Origin of the sequence: Achromobacter sp. UBA4530, assembly GCF_002388205.1 — a bacterium.
GTDB lineage: Bacteria > Pseudomonadota > Gammaproteobacteria > Burkholderiales > Burkholderiaceae_B > Achromobacter > Achromobacter animicus.
This window is the reverse complement of the sequence record NZ_DGMA01000013.1, coordinates 80,920-98,766: the sequence shown is the minus strand read 5'-3', so window position 1 is coordinate 98,766 and position 17,847 is coordinate 80,920. Positions and strand designations below refer to the sequence as shown.

At 65.5% G+C, this 17,847-nt stretch carries 16 protein-coding genes; 14 read left to right on the top strand and 2 right to left on the bottom strand.

Annotated elements, in window-relative coordinates:
* The 6 genes from B2W22_RS13310 to B2W22_RS13285 all read left to right on the top strand — a co-directional run.
* Window positions 1-711 (top strand): transporter substrate-binding domain-containing protein (locus B2W22_RS13310; protein WP_286938079.1); only part of this gene is annotated, 711 nt, incomplete at its 5' end.
* 17 nt (window positions 712-728) lie between these two features.
* Window positions 729-1,397: an amino acid ABC transporter permease gene (locus B2W22_RS13305; protein WP_286938077.1), complete on the top strand. Its 669-nt coding sequence runs from the start codon at window positions 729-731 to the stop codon at window positions 1,395-1,397.
* Window positions 1,394-2,050: an amino acid ABC transporter permease gene (locus B2W22_RS13300; RefSeq protein ID WP_286938075.1), complete on the top strand. Its 657-nt coding sequence runs from the start codon at window positions 1,394-1,396 to the stop codon at window positions 2,048-2,050. The genes B2W22_RS13305 and B2W22_RS13300 overlap by 4 nt, the downstream gene beginning before the upstream one ends.
* Entirely contained in the window at window positions 2,031-2,774 is a 744-nt protein-coding gene (locus B2W22_RS13295) for an amino acid ABC transporter ATP-binding protein (RefSeq protein ID WP_286938073.1), read from the top strand. Before B2W22_RS13300 ends, B2W22_RS13295 begins: the two co-directional genes overlap by 20 nt.
* A 135-nt stretch (window positions 2,775-2,909) precedes the next feature.
* Complete coding sequence (locus B2W22_RS13290) at window positions 2,910-3,092, top strand: CsbD family protein (protein ID WP_056565837.1); 183 nt, start codon at window positions 2,910-2,912, stop codon at window positions 3,090-3,092.
* 59 nt (window positions 3,093-3,151) lie between these two features.
* Window positions 3,152-3,280: an entericidin A/B family lipoprotein gene (locus B2W22_RS13285; RefSeq protein ID WP_056565839.1), complete on the top strand. Its 129-nt coding sequence runs from the start codon at window positions 3,152-3,154 to the stop codon at window positions 3,278-3,280.
* A 57-nt stretch (window positions 3,281-3,337) separates the two neighbouring features.
* Here B2W22_RS13285 and B2W22_RS13280 read toward each other — a convergent pair whose 3' ends face one another.
* On the bottom strand, window positions 3,338-4,477 hold the full coding sequence (locus B2W22_RS13280) for a DSD1 family PLP-dependent enzyme (protein ID WP_286938071.1): 1,140 nt from the start codon (window positions 4,475-4,477) through the stop codon (window positions 3,338-3,340).
* A 265-nt stretch (window positions 4,478-4,742) separates the two neighbouring features.
* Here B2W22_RS13280 and B2W22_RS13275 point away from each other — a divergent pair, with 265 nt between their 5' ends.
* The 4 genes from B2W22_RS13275 (at window position 4,743) to gluQRS (ending at window position 9,613) form a co-directional block, all read left to right on the top strand.
* Window positions 4,743-5,702, top strand: a complete 960-nt coding sequence (locus B2W22_RS13275) for a TAXI family TRAP transporter solute-binding subunit (RefSeq protein ID WP_175125813.1) — start codon at window positions 4,743-4,745, stop codon at window positions 5,700-5,702.
* Between the two features lie 234 nt (window positions 5,703-5,936).
* Window positions 5,937-7,961, top strand: a complete 2,025-nt coding sequence (locus tag B2W22_RS13270) for a TRAP transporter permease (RefSeq protein ID WP_286938069.1) — start codon at window positions 5,937-5,939, stop codon at window positions 7,959-7,961.
* 238 nt (window positions 7,962-8,199) lie between these two features.
* Entirely contained in the window at window positions 8,200-8,658 is a 459-nt protein-coding gene (locus B2W22_RS13265) for a DUF494 family protein (protein WP_056565848.1), read from the top strand.
* A gap of 76 nt (window positions 8,659-8,734) precedes the next feature.
* Window positions 8,735-9,613, top strand: a complete 879-nt coding sequence (gene gluQRS, locus B2W22_RS13260) for a tRNA glutamyl-Q(34) synthetase GluQRS (RefSeq protein ID WP_286938067.1) — start codon at window positions 8,735-8,737, stop codon at window positions 9,611-9,613.
* Between the two features lie 92 nt (window positions 9,614-9,705).
* Here the strand turns inward: gluQRS and B2W22_RS13255 are convergent, their stop codons facing one another.
* On the bottom strand, window positions 9,706-12,330 hold the full coding sequence (locus tag B2W22_RS13255; RefSeq protein WP_286938065.1) for a GDYXXLXY domain-containing protein: 2,625 nt from the start codon (window positions 12,328-12,330) through the stop codon (window positions 9,706-9,708).
* 62 nt (window positions 12,331-12,392) lie between these two features.
* Between B2W22_RS13255 and B2W22_RS13250 the strand changes: the two genes are divergently transcribed.
* From B2W22_RS13250 to B2W22_RS13235, 4 genes are all read left to right on the top strand, one after another.
* A complete protein-coding gene (locus B2W22_RS13250; protein WP_286938063.1) occupies window positions 12,393-15,032 on the top strand; it encodes a DNA topoisomerase III in 2,640 nt (879 codons plus the stop codon).
* 118 nt (window positions 15,033-15,150) lie between these two features.
* Window positions 15,151-16,209: an ABC transporter substrate-binding protein gene (locus B2W22_RS13245; RefSeq protein WP_056565859.1), complete on the top strand. Its 1,059-nt coding sequence runs from the start codon at window positions 15,151-15,153 to the stop codon at window positions 16,207-16,209.
* Window positions 16,209-16,979: an ABC transporter ATP-binding protein gene (locus B2W22_RS13240; protein ID WP_175185505.1), complete on the top strand. Its 771-nt coding sequence runs from the start codon at window positions 16,209-16,211 to the stop codon at window positions 16,977-16,979. Before B2W22_RS13245 ends, B2W22_RS13240 begins: the two co-directional genes overlap by 1 nt.
* A 13-nt stretch (window positions 16,980-16,992) precedes the next feature.
* Window positions 16,993-17,847: an ABC transporter permease gene (locus tag B2W22_RS13235; RefSeq protein ID WP_105236835.1), complete on the top strand. Its 855-nt coding sequence runs from the start codon at window positions 16,993-16,995 to the stop codon at window positions 17,845-17,847.

The following is a 17,847-nucleotide window of genomic DNA, read 5'->3' as shown; positions in this document are numbered from 1 at the left end:
GACGCGCTGGACGATATCGTCAAGGCGGGCGTCATCAAGATCGCCGTGCCGCAGGACTTTCCGCCGTTCGGATCGGTGGGCTCGGACATGAAGCCGCTGGGCTATGACATCGACACGGCCCAGCTCATCGCCAAACAGTTGGGCGTGAAGCTGGAACTGGTGCCGGTCACCAGCGCCAACCGCGTGCCATATCTGCAGACCAAGAAGGTGGATCTGGTGATCTCCAGCATGGGCAAGAATGCCGAGCGCGAGAAGGCTATCGACTTCTCTGACGCCTACGCGCCGTTCTTCAACGGCGTGTTCGGCCCGGCGGACCTGAAGGTGTCGTCCGCCGCGGATTTGGCCGGCAAGACCATCGGCGTGACGCGCGGCGCGGTGGAGGACATCGAGCTGACCAAGATTGCGCCCGAGTCCGCCACGGTCAAGCGGTATGAGGACAACAACGGCACGATCACCGCCTTTCTGTCGGGACAGGTGCCGATGATTGCGACGGGCAACGTGGTGGCCGCGGCGATCCTGGCGCGCAACCCGCCCAAGAAGCCCGAAACGAAATTCCTGATCAAGAACTCGCCGTGCTACATCGGCCTGAACAAGGACGAACCGAAGCTGCGCGCCCGCGTGAACGACATTCTGGCGGCCGCCAAGCAGGACGGCTCGCTGTCGGCGATTTCGCAGAAATGGCTGGGCGCCGCATTGCCCAAGGATCTGTAGCCTGAGCGGCGGCCGTCATGGCTTACCAGTACGACTTCGCCTCGGTGTTCGAGTACACGCCGGTGCTGCTCAAGGGCATCGGCGTGACGATCGAACTGATTGCGTTCGGCGCGGTGGCGGGCGTGGCGATCGGCATCGCGTGCGCGTGGGTGCGCACGCAGGGGCCGGCGTGGCTGCGCGCGCCGGTCACCGCGTATGTCGAGCTGATCCGGAACACGCCGTTTCTGATCCAGCTGTTTTTTGTGTTCTTTGGCCTGCCGTCGCTGGGCATCCAGCTTGGCGAGATGCAGGCGGCGTGCCTGGCGATGGCATTGAACCTGGGCGCCTACAGCACCGAGATCATCCGCGCCGGCATCGACGCCACGCCGCGCGGGCAGTATGAAGCGGGCGCGAGCCTTGCGCTGTCGCGGCTACAGGTGTTCCGGCACATCGTGCTGATGCCTGCGCTGATGCGGATCTGGCCGGCGCTGTCGTCGCAGATCGTGATCGTGATGCTGGGGTCGGCGGTGTGCTCGCAGATCGCGGCCGAGGACCTGACGTTTGCCGCGAACTTTATTCAGTCGCGCAACTTCCGGGCGTTCGAGGTGTATCTCGTGACGACCGGCATCTATCTGGCGCTGGCGGTGCTGCTGCGGCAGATCCTGCGCATGACCGGGCGGCGGCTGTTCCGCAAGGCGGCACGATGATCGAATTTTCCACCTGGGACATCGTGCGCAACCTGCTGCTGGCGACGCGCTGGACGATCATCCTGTCTCTTGCAGCCTTTGCGGGCGGGGCGTTGATGGGCGTGCTGGCGCTCATGATGCGCACGTCGCGCGTGGCCGCGATGCGGCGCATCAGTTGGGCGTACATCGAACTTTTTCAGGGCACGCCGCTGCTGATGCAGCTGTTCCTGGCGTTCTTCGGCCTGTCGCTGATCGGCGTGGAGGTGCCGCCGTGGCTGGCCGCAGGCGCGGCGCTGACGTTGTGGTCGGGCGCTTTTCTGGCCGAGATCTGGCGTGGCTGCGTGGAGGCCATACCGAAGGGACAGTGGGAAGCGTCGGCCAGCCTGGCGCTGGGCTACGTGCAGCAGATGCGCTATGTCGTGCTGCCGCAGGCGCTACGCATTGCGGTGGCGCCGACCGTGGGCTTTGCGGTGCAGATCGTCAAGAGCACGGCGCTGACGTCCATCATCGGCTTCACGGAACTGTCGAAGGCGGCCACGGTGATCACCAACGCCACCTTCAGCCCCTTCACCGTCTATGCCTGCGCGGCGCTGATCTACTTCGCGCTGTGCTGGCCCCTGTCGCGCCTCAGCCTCCGGCTGGAAAGGAAGTTGCATGCCCCTCATCGCCCTTGAAGACGTCCGCAAGCGGTTCGGCGACAACGAAGTGCTGAAAGGCGTGACGCTGCGCGTCGATCCTGGCGAGGTGATTGCCATCATCGGCAAGAGCGGTTCGGGCAAGAGCACGCTGCTGCGATGCATCAACGGGCTGGAGCAGATCGACGGCGGCGCGATCATGGTAGCCGACGCGCAGCTGGGCGATGACGAGCTGCGGCTGCGGGCGCTGCGGCTGAAGGTGGGCATGATCTTTCAGCAGTTCAACCTGTTTCCGCACCTGACCGTGGGGCGCAACGTGATGCTATCGCCCATGGTGGCCAAGCGTGTGCGCGAGCGCGACGCCGAGGACATGGCGCGCGCCATGCTGACCCGGGTGGGACTGGCGCACAAGTTCGACGCGTGGCCGGACGAATTATCGGGCGGACAGCAGCAGCGGGTGGCGATTGCGCGCGCGCTGGCGATGCAGGCGCTGGCGCTCCTGTGCGACGAGATCACGTCGGCGCTGGATCCGGAGCTGGTCAACGAAGTGCTGGCGGTGGTGCGGGAATTGGCCGCCGACGGGATGACGCTGTTGATGGTGACGCATGAGATGCGTTTTGCGCGGGAGGTCTGCGACCGGGTGGTGTTCATGCACCAGGGCCGGGTCCACGAGATCGGACCGCCGGACGAGCTCTTTACCGCGCCGGCCACGCCAGAGCTGCGGCAATTTTTAGGGATGACAGATCTGGCGGCCGACCGGTAAAAATGCACCACCTGACCCGGTGCATGCGCCTCTATCGCGGGTTGGGCGCGGTTCCTATATTGGGGTTGTCCGCAGCCGATTTGTAGTTTTTCTCCGGCGCGGTTTCACGCAACCTGAGCGATAAGGAGCGATGACATGGATAAGGACCGCATCAAGGGCGCCGTCAAGGAAGTGAAGGGCGCCGTGAAGGAAACGGCCGGCAAGGTGACCGGCAGCACCAAGACCGAGGCAGAAGGGAAAATCGAGAAAACCGAGGGCAAAGTGCAGCGCAATGTGGGCGAGGCCAAGGATCAGGCACGGGACTTGCTGGACAAGTAATCGCGGCTGCCAATTGGCATGACCCGCAACGTCCAACGAAACGCCCGAAGGAGAAGAAAATGACCCACCGTATTTGGCTTGCGATGCTGCTTGCGATCTCCGCCGTGACCGCCGGCTGCAACACGATGGAAGGTGCCGGTAAGGACATCGAACGTGGCGGGGAGAAGATCCAGAACCAGGCCAAGTAGGGGCTGGCTGCCTGCATCGAAGGGTCGGCGCGTTGACGGCGCGCCGGCCTTTTTTCGTTAGCGCGAAAACCCGCGCGCCGCGATTTCCCAGATATCTTCCACCACGCCATCGCGCACGACCACCAGCCCGTCATGCAGGTTGAACGTGGGATCGACATGCGACGGCACCAGTCGCAGCACCGCGCCCAGATCAGGCGCCTGCGCCCCCGGCTCCACGCGGACCACGCCGTGTTCGTCGTTGATGGCGGTGTAGGTCAACCCCGGTTCGCCGAAGATGGCGGGCGGGCCGCATTCGGCGGTGGTGGACTTCAGACCCGCATCGAGGATCACCCGGTCGGGCGCCGGCTTGCTCATGACGGTGGCCAGCACGAACAGGCTGTTTTCAAACGCTAGCGGGCCGTCCCATTCGTTCGCGCCGTAATCCCCATCCATGAAGGCATAGGAACCGGCCTGCAATTCGGTGTAGACGCCGCTGGCCGCATCGAATTCGGCGCTGCCCGTGCCGCCACCGGTAATCGTGTCGCAGGCGATGCCGCTTTCGCGCAGCAACTGCGCGTAAGACGCCGCAATGCGCGCCGCCTGGCGGCAGACCTCGGCGCGCTCTTCGCGTGTGCGGCAGTGCTGCACCGACCCGTGATAAGCCTGCAAACCGGCGAAGTTCACGCCGGGCAGGTCGCGCGCCTGCTGCGCCAGCGCCAGCACGAGGGCGTCGTCCGACACGCCGCACCGGCCCTGGCCGACGTCCACTTCCACCAGCACGTCGATCTGCGCGCCCGCCTGCACCATGGCTTGCGACACCTGCGCCAGGTTGTGCGCGTTGTCCACGCACACGCTGACCTTCGCCACGCGCGCCAACTGCCCCAGCAGCGCCAGCTTGGCGGGGCCGACGACTTCGTTGCTGATGTGGATGTCCTGGATGCCGGCAGCCACAAAGGGCAGGGCTTCGCTGACCTTTTGGCAGCAGATGCCGCGCGCGCCCAGTTCAAGCTGGCGCAGGGCGATCTGCGGACACTTGTGCGCCTTGGCGTGCGGCCGCAGCGCGACGTCGTGGCGGTCGGCCCAGGCCTGCATCGCGCGCAGGTTGGCCTCGAAGGGCGTCAGGTCCAGCACCAGGCTGGGCGTATCGACGCGGGCCAAGGGATCGCCCGGTTGCGCGGGCGGGGGCAGCGCAATGCCGCGTATGACTTCCTGGGACATCCTGTTGACTCCGTAGTCTGACTGCATGAGAGGTAACACGCGCATAACCAAAGCGGGACCACCCATAACCAAACGGGCGAGGCACCCCCAGGTAAACGATAGCCCCGTAACCATTGGCTACCAGTGGGCGGCATGACAGAATTTCATCATGAAAACGGCCCCCAAGGGGAGGCCCATTTCCGGCGTGGCAATGCTGCTGCGCCGGCGATGACAAGACGACCCACGTCACCCGACAGACCTGTCAACAAGTACCGGAGAAGCTCGCATGAAACTCAAGCACTGGATCACCGCCCTGACCGTCGCGGTCGCCGCCGTCGGCGCCACCAGTTCGGCACAAGCCCAGCAGTTTTTCCGCATCGGCACGGGCGGCACGGCGGGCACGTACTACCCGATCGGCGGCATCATCGGCAACGCCGTGTCGCAACCCGGCAAGCTGATCGCCACCGCGGTCGCCTCCAACGGGTCGGTCGCCAACATCAACGGCATCATGGGCGGCTCGTTTGAAGCCGGCTTCACGCAGTCGGACGTGGCGTTCTGGGCCTACAGCGGCACCGGCACGTTCGAAGGCAAGCCCAAGGCGCAAGACCTGCGCCTGATCTCCACGCTGTATCCGGAAAGCATCCATCTGGTGACGCGCAAGGGTTCCGGCATCAAGGGCGTGGCCGACCTGAAGGGCAAGCGCGTGTCGATGGACGAGCCGGGTTCCGGCACGCTGGTCGACGTGCGCCTGATCCTGGGCGCGTACGGCATGACCGACAAGGACGTGAAGGCCGAATACCTGAAACCCAATCAGGCGGGCGACAAGCTCAAGGACGGCGGCCTGGACGCGTTCTTCTTCGTGGGCGGCGCGCCGGCCGGCGCCATCGCCGAACTGGCCTCCACGGGCAACATCGAACTGGTGTCGCTGGTGGGTCCGGAAATCGACGCACTGCGCGCCAAGCAGGAGTTCTTCACGCCGGACGTCATCACCGCCAACACCTACCAGAACATCCCCGAGGTCAAGACGATTTCGGTGAACGCGCAGATGGTGACGTCGGCCAAGATCCCCGAGCAGACCGTGTATGAAGTGACCAAGGCGCTGTACAGCGACGCCACGCGCAAGACGCTGGACGCCGGCCACGCCAAGGGCAAGCTGATCACGCGTGAAAACGCGACGAAGGGTGCGGGCATTCCGTTCCATCCCGGTGCCGAGAAGTTCTACAAAGAAATCGGTTTGCTGAAATAAGCCCCCCCGTGCGCCTGCGGCGCTTCCCCCAGGGGCGCCGGTGGCGGACCGGCAGAGCCGGATCCGCGCGGCCCCGCTCGGACGGATCGGGTTCTTAATTCGGATTGCTTGCCTTTGAAGGGGTAGGCGAACTGTCGTAGTGCTTTATGTCGGCGGCGATTGCTTTCGCGCCGCATCTGAGCAGGGCCGCCGTTGTGCGGCCCTGCTTGTTGAATCATCTTGAGAATCACCGCGATGGAAATCGATCACGAGAAAACCCAGAAGCTGGCGGAAAAGTACGATTCGGAAATCCGCTTCCGGCCGCTGGACAAGACTGCCACGTGGATCGTCTCGGGCCTGCTGGTCAGCCTCTCGATCTTTCACTACTACACCGCCGGCTTCGGCCTGCTGCGCGAGGCGACGCACCGCGGCGTGCACCTGGCCTTCGTGCTGAGCCTGATCTTTTTGGTCTTCGGCTTTTCCAAGTCGCATTACCAGCGCGAACCCAAGTCGACCTGGTATGCGCCGGGCGGCATTCCGCTTTACGACTGGATCATCGCGATCGCGCTGGCCCTGTCGGTGCTGTACATCCCGTACATCTTCGAGGACCTGGCGTTCCGCGTGGGCAATCCGCTGCCGCAGGACGTGCTGATGGGCTCGATTCTGCTGATCGGCCTTCTGGAAGCCACGCGGCGCGCGATGGGCTGGCCGCTGCCGATCATCGCGATCGTGTTCATGGCTTACGCGATGTTCGGACCGTACTTCCCTGGTCTGCTCAAGCACGCGGGCAATACGTGGTCGCAGGTCGTCAACCATATGTATCTGACCAGCCAGGGCGTGTACGGCGTGGCGGTGGGCGTGGTGGCGACCTACGTGTTCCACTTCGTGCTGTTCGGCGTGCTGGCCACCCGCATCGGGCTGGGCCAGTTGTTCCTGGATGTGGCCTCGACCGTGGCGGGGCGCTATGCGGGCGGGCCGGCCAAGGTATCGGTGTTCGGCTCGGCGATGTTCGGCATGATTTCGGGGTCGTCGGTGGCGAACGCCGTGACGGTGGGGTCGCTGACCATTCCGGCGATGATTCGCGTGGGCTATCCGCGGCACTTCGCCGCGGGCGTGGAAGCCGCCAGCAGCACGGGCGGGCAGATCACGCCGCCCATCATGGGCGCGGCCGCGTTTCTGATGATCGAGTTCCTGGGCATTCCGTACCAGCAGATCGCGATCGCGGGCATTTTTCCGGCGTTCCTGTACTTCTTCGGCATGTTCATGCAGGTGCACTTCGAGGCCAAGCGCGAAGGCCTGCGCGGCCTGACCGCCGAGGAAATGCCCAAGCTCAAGCAGTCGTTCAAGATGCGCTGGCCCACGCTGATTCCGCTGGCGATGCTGATCGGCATGCTGGCCAGCGGCCGCACGCCATATCTGGCAGCCTTCGCGGGCATCACGGGCTGCATCGTGGTGGGCATCCTCAATCCGTACACGCGGCTGCGGTTGCGCGACCTGTACGAAGCCTTCGAAACCGGCGCGAAGTACGCGCTGGCGGTCGGCGCGGCCGCCGGCACGGTGGGCATCGTGATCGGCGTGGTGACGTTGACGGGTGTGGGCTTCAAAATCTCGTACATCGTGATCGCGGCGTCGCAGGCGCTGGCGTCGGGTGCGGCGTTCTTCCTGCCCGAGGCGTTGACGGACATGCAGTCGCTGACGCTGATCGCGGCCTTGGTGATGACCGGCATCGTCTGCATCCTGATGGGCTGCGGCGTGCCCACGACCGCCAACTACCTCATCATGGTGGCCGTCGCGGCGCCGACGCTGGTGCAGCTGGGGGTGCAGCCCATCGCGGCGCACTTCTTCGTGTTCTATTTCGGCATCCTGGCGGACATCACGCCCCCGGTGGCGCTGGCCGCGTACGCGGCGGCGGGCATGGCGGGCAGCGATCCCTTCAAGACCGGGAACACGGCGTTCCGGCTGGGCATCACCAAGCTGATCGTGCCGTTTGTCTTTGTGTTCTCGCCGTCGCTGCTGATTTCGGTGCAGGGCTTCACCTGGTACGAGTTCTTCGTGACCCTGTTTGGCTGCATGGTCGGCCTGGTGTTGCTGTCGGCGGCCTTGTCGCGTTTCATGCTGGTTGGCATGAAGAGCTGGGAGCGGTGGCTGTGCACGATTGGCGCGCTGCTGACCATCATTCCGGGACTGACCAGCGGCATCATCGGGTTGGCGATCTGCATCCCCGTTTTCATCCGCCAGCTGGCGGGCCTGAAACTGGAGAACGCGCCCAAGGTGGCGTAACGCAGGACGCGCAGATCAAAAAAGGGGCGGACCCACGCGGGACCGCCCCTTTTTGCTGAAACAGCCATTTTGTCAGCATTTGGGTGCAAAATAGGCGTCCTTGCGTGCAAGGTGACGTAGTACAACATCCGCCTTTTCCCCGGTTGCCCGGCAAAATAAATCGGCGTAAAGTAAAATTCATGTTTGCTGGTCTGCCGATATGCGGGCCGACTGTGCAAACAGGCACAAACTGCGCCATATGTTCGATATCCTGGTCTATCTGTTCGAGAATTACTACACGCCTCAGGCCTGTCCTGCTGCCGATGTGCTCGCCAAGCGGCTCGCCGCTGCCGGTTTCGAGCACGAGGACATCGACGACGCGCTCGGTTGGCTGTATGGCCTTGCCGAGACCACCGAACGGTGCGTTGACCTGGCCCAGGCGCCCACGTCCGGAACCCGGATCTACACCGATAACGAATACCAACAGCTCGGCACCGAGTCCATCGGCTTCATCGCCTTCCTGGAATCGGCCGGCGTGCTGCCCGCGCCCCTGCGCGAGATCGTCATCGACCGGGGCCTGGCCTCGCCGGAAACGCCCGTGCCGCTCTCCAAGATCAAGATCATTGCCCTCATGGTTCTCTGGAGCCAGGAAGCCGAGATCGACAATCTGGTCCTCGAAGAGCTGCTCGACGAAGAAGGCGGGCGCCTGCTGCATTGAGCACGCGTTCCCGCGCCACACTTTCCAACCCCTCAGCCCGCGCACTTGTGCGGGCTGAAGTCTTGTCCACGTCCCCTTGAATTACGTTGGCCGCTTCGCACCCAGCCCCAGCGGACCGCTGCATGCGGGCTCGCTGGCGACCGCGCTGGCAAGCTGGCTGGACGCGCGCGCGCAACGTGGGCGCTGGCTGCTGCGCATTGAAGACGTGGACACGCCCCGCACGGTGGCGGGCGCAGCGGACGTCATCATGGGGCAGTTGCAGGCGCTGGGGCTTGTCTGGGACGGCGAGATCGTCTGGCAGTCTCAACGCAACGAGGCCTACCAGGCAGCGTTTGATGCACTTGCCACGCGGGGCCTGATCTATGGCTGCGGCTGCACGCGGCGCGAAATTGCCGATTCGGCGCTGCGCGGTCAGACCGCGCCGGGCGCCGACGGCGAAAGACCGTATCCCGGCACCTGCCGTCACGGACTGCCGGCCGGGCGCGAGGCGCGGGCGTGGCGGTTGCGCGTGCCTGAAGGGCTGGAGCGCTTCGAGGATCGCTGGCTCGGCGCGCAGGAGCAAGACGTAGCGCAGGCAGTCGGGGATTTTGCGCTGCGGCGGGCCGACGGGCTGTGGGCGTATCAATTAGCCGTGGTGGTGGACGATGCCGCGCAGGGTGTGACTGACGTGGTGCGAGGCGCCGATCTGCTCAGTTCCACGGCGCGCCAGCGCGTGCTGGGGCGCCTGTTGGGCTTGCCGCCACTGCGCTACCTGCACGTGCCGTTGATTCTGGACCCCGCCAGCGGTTTGAAACTGTCGAAGCAGAATGGCGCACCGGCCATCGACACCAGCGCACCGCTGCCGGCCCTGCAAGCCGCGTGGGCGGCATTGGGATTTACGCCGCTGCCCGCTGCGGATGTCGCGTCATTCCTGCAGGACGCCACCGCGCGCTGGGCCGAGCGGTTTCCCGGCTGAGCGGCGGCTTTGCGCGAGAGATTGCATCCGCACGAGTCCGGGTCAGACCGGCGTCCACCGGAAACGCCCGGCACACTTAGCGCTGCCTCCGTTCACAACGGCTGCAGATCCGCCCCCAGCATCCGCACCAGCAACGCTTCGCCGTCGTCGGCCACGCGCAGCTCGCCAAAACGCGCGACTTCATACCGCGCCGCTTCGCCTTCCGGGAAGAACCACGCGTTGGTCACGATGCGCACGCCATTGCCGCGCACGCGATAGCGCAGCGGCACTTCGGTTTCGGCGTGCGGGTGAACATCAGGCTGGATGCGCACGGGCTGCGCCACGCCGCGCGCGTCCGGTGTCAGCATCACGTAGCCGTCGGGCTCGTACCCCATGACGCCGTCGACGTCGGTGCGGTCGCCGCCCAGCCGCAAGCGCGTCACTTCGCGCCCGGCCGCGAAATTCAGGGCCATGTAGTCGCCCTGCATGAGCGAACGCGGATCGACCGGGGCAAGCTCAAGAATGACCACCTTGCCCGACGCCAGCAGCTTTTCGCGCTCCCAGATGCCAAAGTTGGCCGCCGCCAGCACCAGCGCCAGACCGCCCAGAATGGCCGCGGTGCGCCAGCGCAGGGCTGGGGACACCGGCGGCATCGGGCGTGCCTGCACGGGCGCCTGCGTGCGCATCAGGCGCGGCACCAGCCACACCGCGGCGCGCAGGACGAACAGCAGGAGCGCCGCGCCACTCAGCCAGAGCGCCTTTTGCAGCAGCGGCAGTTCCAACTGGTAGTAATAGACCCCAAGGTACGCCAGCAGGCTGGCCGCGCCGAAGATCATGACGCGCGACTGGTTCAGGCCGAACCCCAGCAACAGCCACGTCAGGGCGAATCCGACGCCCGGACTGGGCAGCCAGAACAGCGCCAGCAGCAGCAGACCGATCGGCACGCCCCAGGTGACGCCGCCGGTCAGCAGGCGGCGGCGCGGCCACAGGACGGCCAGCGCGGCGGCCACGGGCAGCAGCGCGCCCGCGACGATCAGCACAGCGGTTCGCGGCGCCAACTGCCAGATGGCGGGCAATTCAATGACGGAGATGCCGCTCGCCAGCCAGACCATGCCCTGCACGGAAAGCAGGAAGGCCCACGCCAGCGGCTGCAGCGCATGGCCGCGCCGCGCGCCCACGCGGTGGCTGACGGTAAGGATGACGGCGGTGGCCCACGCGCCGATCACGCCGATGGGCAACCAGAGGAAGGTGGCACGGGTCGCGTCGAAGCGGATCCACGCGTCCATCAGGTCTTCCTGCATGAGGTCGGGCGACAGGCCGCGCCAGATCAGGGCGGCGCTGGCCAGGGCGATCAAGAGGCCGCTGAGGAAGCGCAGGATCACGTCGGGACCCAGCGCATACACGGCGGCCGCCATCAGCAGCACGAAGAAGCTGGCGCTGGCGAACGAGGTCGAGCTGGACAGCCCGAAGATGATGAGGATCTGCCCCGTGAAGGCCATGGCCGTGCCGCATTGCCGCCAGAACGGACCGGCATCGCTGCGCAGCACCGCCACACCCGCGGCGCACAGCACCAGCCCGGCGACCAGCGCGCCGCCTTCGGTGGTGATCAGATTGGAAAACGCGACGAACAGCAGCAGAAGCAGGGTGGCCAGCCAGGCGGACAAACCCAGCAGACACTGCACGTACCAGGGCGGCTCGGCGCGCGGCACGGCGGCGGGGGCCAGCTGTGCGACGGGCGCGTTCGAATCGGCGGGGTCCACGGCATTGCCGGCTGACGCGCCGGCGGGTTCGGCGTCCGCGGCGGGCACGGGGACCGGCGCTTCGTTGCTGAGGCCACGCAGCCAGCGGGCGGCGACGACGGCCTCGGCCATGAGCAGGGCGGCCAGCGGCAGCGCCGCCCACACGCCGGGCTCCAGCCGCCACAGCCATTCGCCGACGACGCGCAGCGACACGCAGATGACGCCGGCGGCCAGCATGGCCAGGATGACGAGATCGCGCCGGCCGCGCTGATAGTAAAGACCCAGGCCCAGCGTGACGACGACCCACGCAATGCCGTTGTAGGTGCCCAGCCCGCCGACGATGGAATCGCCGAACATCAGGGCAAGGACCAGCACGCTGATCGCGATGGCGGCAAGAATGCGTGGTCCGAACACCGTGCTGGCGCGCCAGCGGCGCGCGGCCATTTCCCAGCCAAAGAGCATCAGCAGGTTCAGGACGGCCATGAGCAGACTGGGCAGACCCGGACCGCCAAAGATCATCATCCAGGTGAAGACGCGTTCACCCAGCCACAGCGCGGCCGCAAGATTGAGCACCAACGCCCACAGCAGCCACACCGCCTGACTGCCCGCGGCAAGCGCCCACGGCAGCAGCAGCACTGCCCACCACGCGAACAGTTCCCAGGTATCGGCACCCGTCTGATATGTTTGGCCCAGCAGCGCGAGCAGCGCGCCGAGCAGAATGCCGGCCAGTGCAAGCAGCGCGCCGGGGATGCTGCGCCGCACGCCGGGCCGGGCGCGCAAGCGCAATCCGGACCACGCGGCGGCCAGCGCGCACACGGCCAGAAGACCCTGCACGCCGGCAAAGCGCTGCATTTTTGTCATGTCCTGCCAGTTGGCGGCAACCCAGCAAACGGCAGCGCTGCCCAGCAGCAAAACCCCTAGCCACAAGGTGCTTCGCGACAAAAATTGACGCCAAGCGTGCAGTTCGGATCCCGCTTTGCTTTCAGTGCCGACTTGCATCTGGCGAATCTCCGATCTTATTATCCGCGCTGATACGGCGGGACTACCGCCACTGGATACACATGAATAAAACGCTGATTATTGCCGAGAAGCCCTCGGTGGCCCTTGATATATCACGCGCCTTGGGAGGCTTTGCGCGCGAGGGCGACTATTTTGAAAGCGAACGTTACGTTCTCGCTTCCAGCATCGGCCATTTGCTCAGCTTGGTCGCGCCCAACGATCCGGTCAAGGGAAAGTGGAGCTTCACGCACCTGCCCGTGATTCCGCCTGCCTTCGAATTGGGCCCGACCGACAAGAAGTCCGCCGAACGCCTTAAGCTGCTTGTCCGCCTGGCCAAGCGCAAGGACGTGGACGCCATCATCAACGCCTGTGACGCGGGACGGGAAGGCGAACTGATCTTCCGCTACATCGTTCAATATGCGGGCGTGAAGAAGCCGATTCAGCGCCTGTGGCTGCAGTCGATGACCCAGGCCGCCATCCGCGAGGCCTTCGCCAACCTGCGCGACGATACGCAGATGAAGCCGCTGGAAGCCGCGGCGCGCTCGCGTGCCGAAGCCGACTGGCTGGTTGGCATCAACGGCACGCGCGCCATGACTGCCTTCAACAGCAAGGACGGCGGTTTCTTCAAGACGCCGGTCGGACGGGTGCAGACGCCCACGCTGGCCATCGTGGCCGAACGCGAAGAACGTATCCGCCGCTTCGTGCCGCGCGACTACTGGGAAGTGCGCGCCACCTTCGTCGCGGCCGCTGGCCTGTACGAAGGCCGCTGGATCGACCCGCAGTTCAAGAAAGACGAAAAAGATCCCGAAAAGCGCGAATCGCGCCTGTGGTCGGCCGCCGCCGCGCAAAGCGTGGTCGCCGCCTGCCGCGAGAAGCCGGGCAGCGTGACCGAAGAATCCAAGCCGTCCAGCCAGATGTCGCCGGCCCTGTACGACCTGACGTCGCTGCAGCGCGAGGCCAACGGCCGCTTCGGCTTCTCGGCCAAGACCACGCTGGCGCTGGCGCAGACACTGTACGAACGCCACAAGGCGCTGACCTACCCGCGTACCGATTCGCGCTACCTGCCCGAGGACTACATCAGCACGGTGCAGGAAACCATGCGCGCGCTGGCCAAGGGCGGTTCCAACGCCGTGGGCGGCCTGGCGCGCCATGCCGACACCGTCGTCAGCCAGCAGTGGGTCAAGCCGAACCGCCGCATCTTCGACAACAAGAAGGTGTCGGATCACTTTGCCATCATCCCCACGCTGCAGATCCCGCACGATCTGAGCGAAGCCGAAGCCAAGCTGTACGACCTGGTGCTCAAGCGCTTCCTGGCGGTGTTCTTCCCCGCCGCGGAATACCGCGTCACGACGCGCCTGACCGAAGTGCAGGGGCATCGCTTCCGCACGGACGGCAAGGTGCTGGTCAATCCGGGCTGGCTGACCGTCTACGGCAAGGAAGCCCAGGGCGAGGACGCCAATCTGGTGCCCGTGGCGGACGGCGAGACCGTGCGCACGGAAGAAATCGAAGCCGTCGGCCTGTCGACCAAGCCGCCCGCGCGCTTTAACGAAGGCACGCTGCTGTCGGCCATGGAAGGCGCGGGCAAGCTGGTGGACGACGAGGAACTGCGCGAGGCCATGTCCGAGCGCGGCCTGGGCACCCCGGCCACGCGCGCGGCCATCATCGAAGGCCTGCTCAACGAAAGCTACCTGCGCCGCGAAGGCCGCGACCTGGTGCCCACCGCCAAGGCGCGCCAGCTTATGACGCTGCTGTCGGGCCTGGACGTGGCCGAACTGACCTCGCCCGAACTCACCGGCGAATGGGAGCACAAGCTCAAGCAGATCGAGCAGGGCGGGCTGGGCCGCGAGGCCTTCATGCGCGAGATCGCGCAGATGACGCAGGTCATCGTCAAGCGCGCCAAGGAATACGAGCGCGACACGGTGCCGGGCGACTACGCCACGCTGACCACGCCGTGCCCCAAATGCGGCGCGGTGGTCAAGGAAAACTACCGCCGCTACGCCTGCACGGCCTGCGACTTTTCCATCGGCAAGCACCCGGGCGGCCGCACGTTCGAACTGCCGGAAGTCGAAGAACTGCTGGCCAAGCGCGAAATCGGTCCGCTGCAAGGCTTCATCAGCAAGATGGGCCGGCCGTTTGCCGCCATCCTGCGCATCAGCGATGAGTACAAGCTGGAATTCGACTTCGGCCAGAACGACGAGGACGACAACGAAGCCGTGGATTTCTCCGGCCACACGCCGGTGGGTCCGTGCCCGAAATGCCAGTCGCGCGTGTTCGAGCACGGCATGAGCTACGTCTGCGAAAAGTCCGTCGGCCCTGAGAAGTCGTGCGATTTCCGGTCGGGCAAGGTCATCCTGCAGCAGGAGATCTCGCGCGAGCAGATGGAAAAACTGCTGACCAACGGCCGCACCGATCTGCTGGACGGCTTTGTGTCCAGCCGCACGAATCGCAAGTTCAAGGCGTTCCTGGTGCGTCAGCCCGACGGCAAGGTAGGATTCGAGTTCGAGCCCCGTCCCGAGAAGCCGGGCCGCGCGCGTGCGCCGGCCAAGACAGCGACGAAGACCGCCACGAAGACGGCGGCCAAGACGGCTGCAAAGAAGGCACCGGCCAAGAAGGCAGCGACCAAGACCGCAACCAAAACGGCAACCAAAACCGCCGCCAAGAAGGCCGTGAAAAAGGCTGCACCGAAGAAGACCGCGGCGTAATCCGCGCCGCGTCGCACGACCGAACGCCCGGGAAACCGGGCGTTTTCCATTGTTGGGCAGCAATCGCTGGGGTATTGTTGACGCCAAACAGCTGCAACCCAGACACTTCGAGGACGACATGACCCGTAGCTCCGACTTCACCACCCGCCGCCGCGTGCTGGCTGCCGCGTCCGCCTTCGCGGGCATCAGCCTGCTCAACGGGCGCGTCGTTTTCGCACAGCCCAAGCTGGGCAAGGTCGTGTACGGCCAGGGCAGCATCGACCCCTTTTTCGCGGCCGGCTATGTGGCGCTGAAAAAGGGTTTCTTCGGAGAAGGCGGGCTGGAGGTCGAGTACCTGAATTCGCAGAGCGGCCCGCGCACCAACCAGCTGCTGGCCGCCGGCCAGATCGTGTTCGGCGCCACGGCCGCCACCGCCGCGCCCGCGCTGACCATCGCGGGCAAGCCCGCCGCGCTGGTGTTCGGCTTTGACCGCAAGCTGACGTACGCCAACGTCATCGTGCGCCGCGAAGACTTTGAAAGCGGCAAGATCAAGTCGATGAAGGACCTGGCGGGCAAGCGCGTCGGCGCGACGCAGCCGCAGTCCAGCACGTGGCTGATGGCGCTGTACCTGATGCAGAAGGCCGGCGTGGCTGACAAGGTCGATATCCGCCCGCTGGGCGATCTGGCGACCATGCTGGGCGCGCTCAAGACCGGGTCGGTCGCCGCCAGCATGGCCACCATGTCGATGATGGAACAGGCGCGCCAGGAAGGTTGGGGCGTGCCTATTTTCGACGCCACGACGGAAGCGTCGTGGAACGAGTTCATGGGCGGCGACGTGCCCGGCATCGCGGCGTTGACGCTGCAGGACACCATCCAGAAACGTCCCGAGGTCGTGCAGGCCTTTGTGACCGCCATGGTCAAGGCGCAGGACTTCATCACGGCGAACAGCGCGGCCGCCATCACGGACGTGATCTACGACGATTACCTGAGCGCCTTCCCGCGCGCCGCCATCGAGAAGACGCTGGGCGTCTACAAAGAGACGGTGTTCCTGAAGGACAACATCATCACCGAGGACGCGTACAACCGCATGACGGCCATCATGGGCGACGGCCGCCAGTTCTCGAATGAAGAAATCAAGACCGTGCCCTACGCCAAGTGCGTGAACATGAGCTTCGTGCGAAAGGCCCGGGGCCTTTGATGATTACGCTGGACAAGGTAGGCAAGGCGTACCAGTCGCGCCAGGGCACGACGCACGCCGTCGGCGAGGTCAGCCTGACCATCAACGAAGGCGAATTCGTGTCCATCGTCGGGCCGTCCGGCTGCGGCAAGAGCACGCTGCTGAACATGATGGCGGGCTTTCTGCGTCCCACCACCGGCACCATCAAGGTGGACGGGCGCGTGGTGGATGGGCAGGTGCCGCCGGCGCTGGGCTACATCTTCCAGAAGGACACGCTGCTGCCGTGGTTCAGCGTCAGGAAGAACGTGGCGCTGGGGTTGAAGTTTCAGGGCGTGCCGGCCGACCGCATCGCAAAGCGTGTCGCCGAACTGCTGGAACTCGGCCACCTGAGCGCCTTCGCCGACGCCTTTCCGCATCAGTTGTCCGGCGGCATGCGGCGGCGCGTGGCGCTGCTGATGAGCCTGGCGGTCGAGCCGCGCATCCTGCTGCTGGACGAGCCCTTCGGCGCGCTGGACACGCATACCAAAACGCACCTGCATCGCGAGCTGATGGAGATCTGGCGCAAGCTGGGCCAGACCATCGTGATGGTCACGCACGACCTGGACGAAGCCATCCTGCTGTCCGATCGCGTGGTGGTGCTGTCCGGCCCGCCCAGCCGCGTGCTGCTGGACGAGCGCATCCAGATTCAGCATCCGCGCGACGTCTTCACCCTGCGCGAAACGCCGCAGTTCGTCTCCCACGTGCAAAGCCTCTGGAGCGTGCTGGGCCAGCAGTTCCGCGCCGCCGCTTGAACCGATACGCGTCATGACCTCGATTGATACCGCCGACTCCCTGCAGGACCAGCTACGCCTGGACCGCCGCGCCGCCGTCGCGCGCCGCGTGCGCATCACCTTGTGGCAGGTCCTGATCCTTGCCGTCATCCTGGGCTCGTGGGAGACGCTGACGCGCATCCCGTGGTTTGCGCAGAACACGCTGTTCGATCCGTTTTTCATCAGCCAGCCTTCGCGCGTGGCCGTGCGGTTGTGGGAATGGCTGCAGCCCGGGCCGCGCTCGGTCTGGCCGCATCTGTGGCTGACGCTGCAGGCCACGCTCGTTGGCCTGGTGGTGGGCGTGGGCAGCGGCTTCGTGGTGGGCATGACGCTCAGCCGCAGCCGCTTTCTGGCCGACGTGTTCAACCCGTTCATCGTGGCGTTCAACTCCATGCCGCGGATCGCGTTCGTGCCGCTCATCACCATGTTCTTCGGGCTGGGGCTGGCATCCAAGGTGGTCACGTCGTGGTTCGTCGTGTTCTTTCTGGTGTTCTTCAACACCTACAAGGGCGGACGCAGCGTGGAGCGAGAGCTTGTCGACTTCTGCCGCACGCTGGGCGGTTCGCCGCGCCAGATCCTGTGGCGCGTGCGCATTCCCACGGCGGCGGCCTGGACGTTTGCCGCGCTGCCCAACGCCATCAGCTTTGCGCTGATCGGCGTGGTGCTGGCGGAATTCGTGGGCTCGACCACGGGCATGGGCTATCTGATGATCACCGCGCTGGCGACGCTGAACGCCACCGACATGTTCGCGGCAGTGACGCTGCTGTCCATCGTCGGCATTGCGCTGGTTTATTGTGTGACGTGGATTGAACGGCGGCTCTTGCACTGGGCGCCGGAATTCCGGGAATGA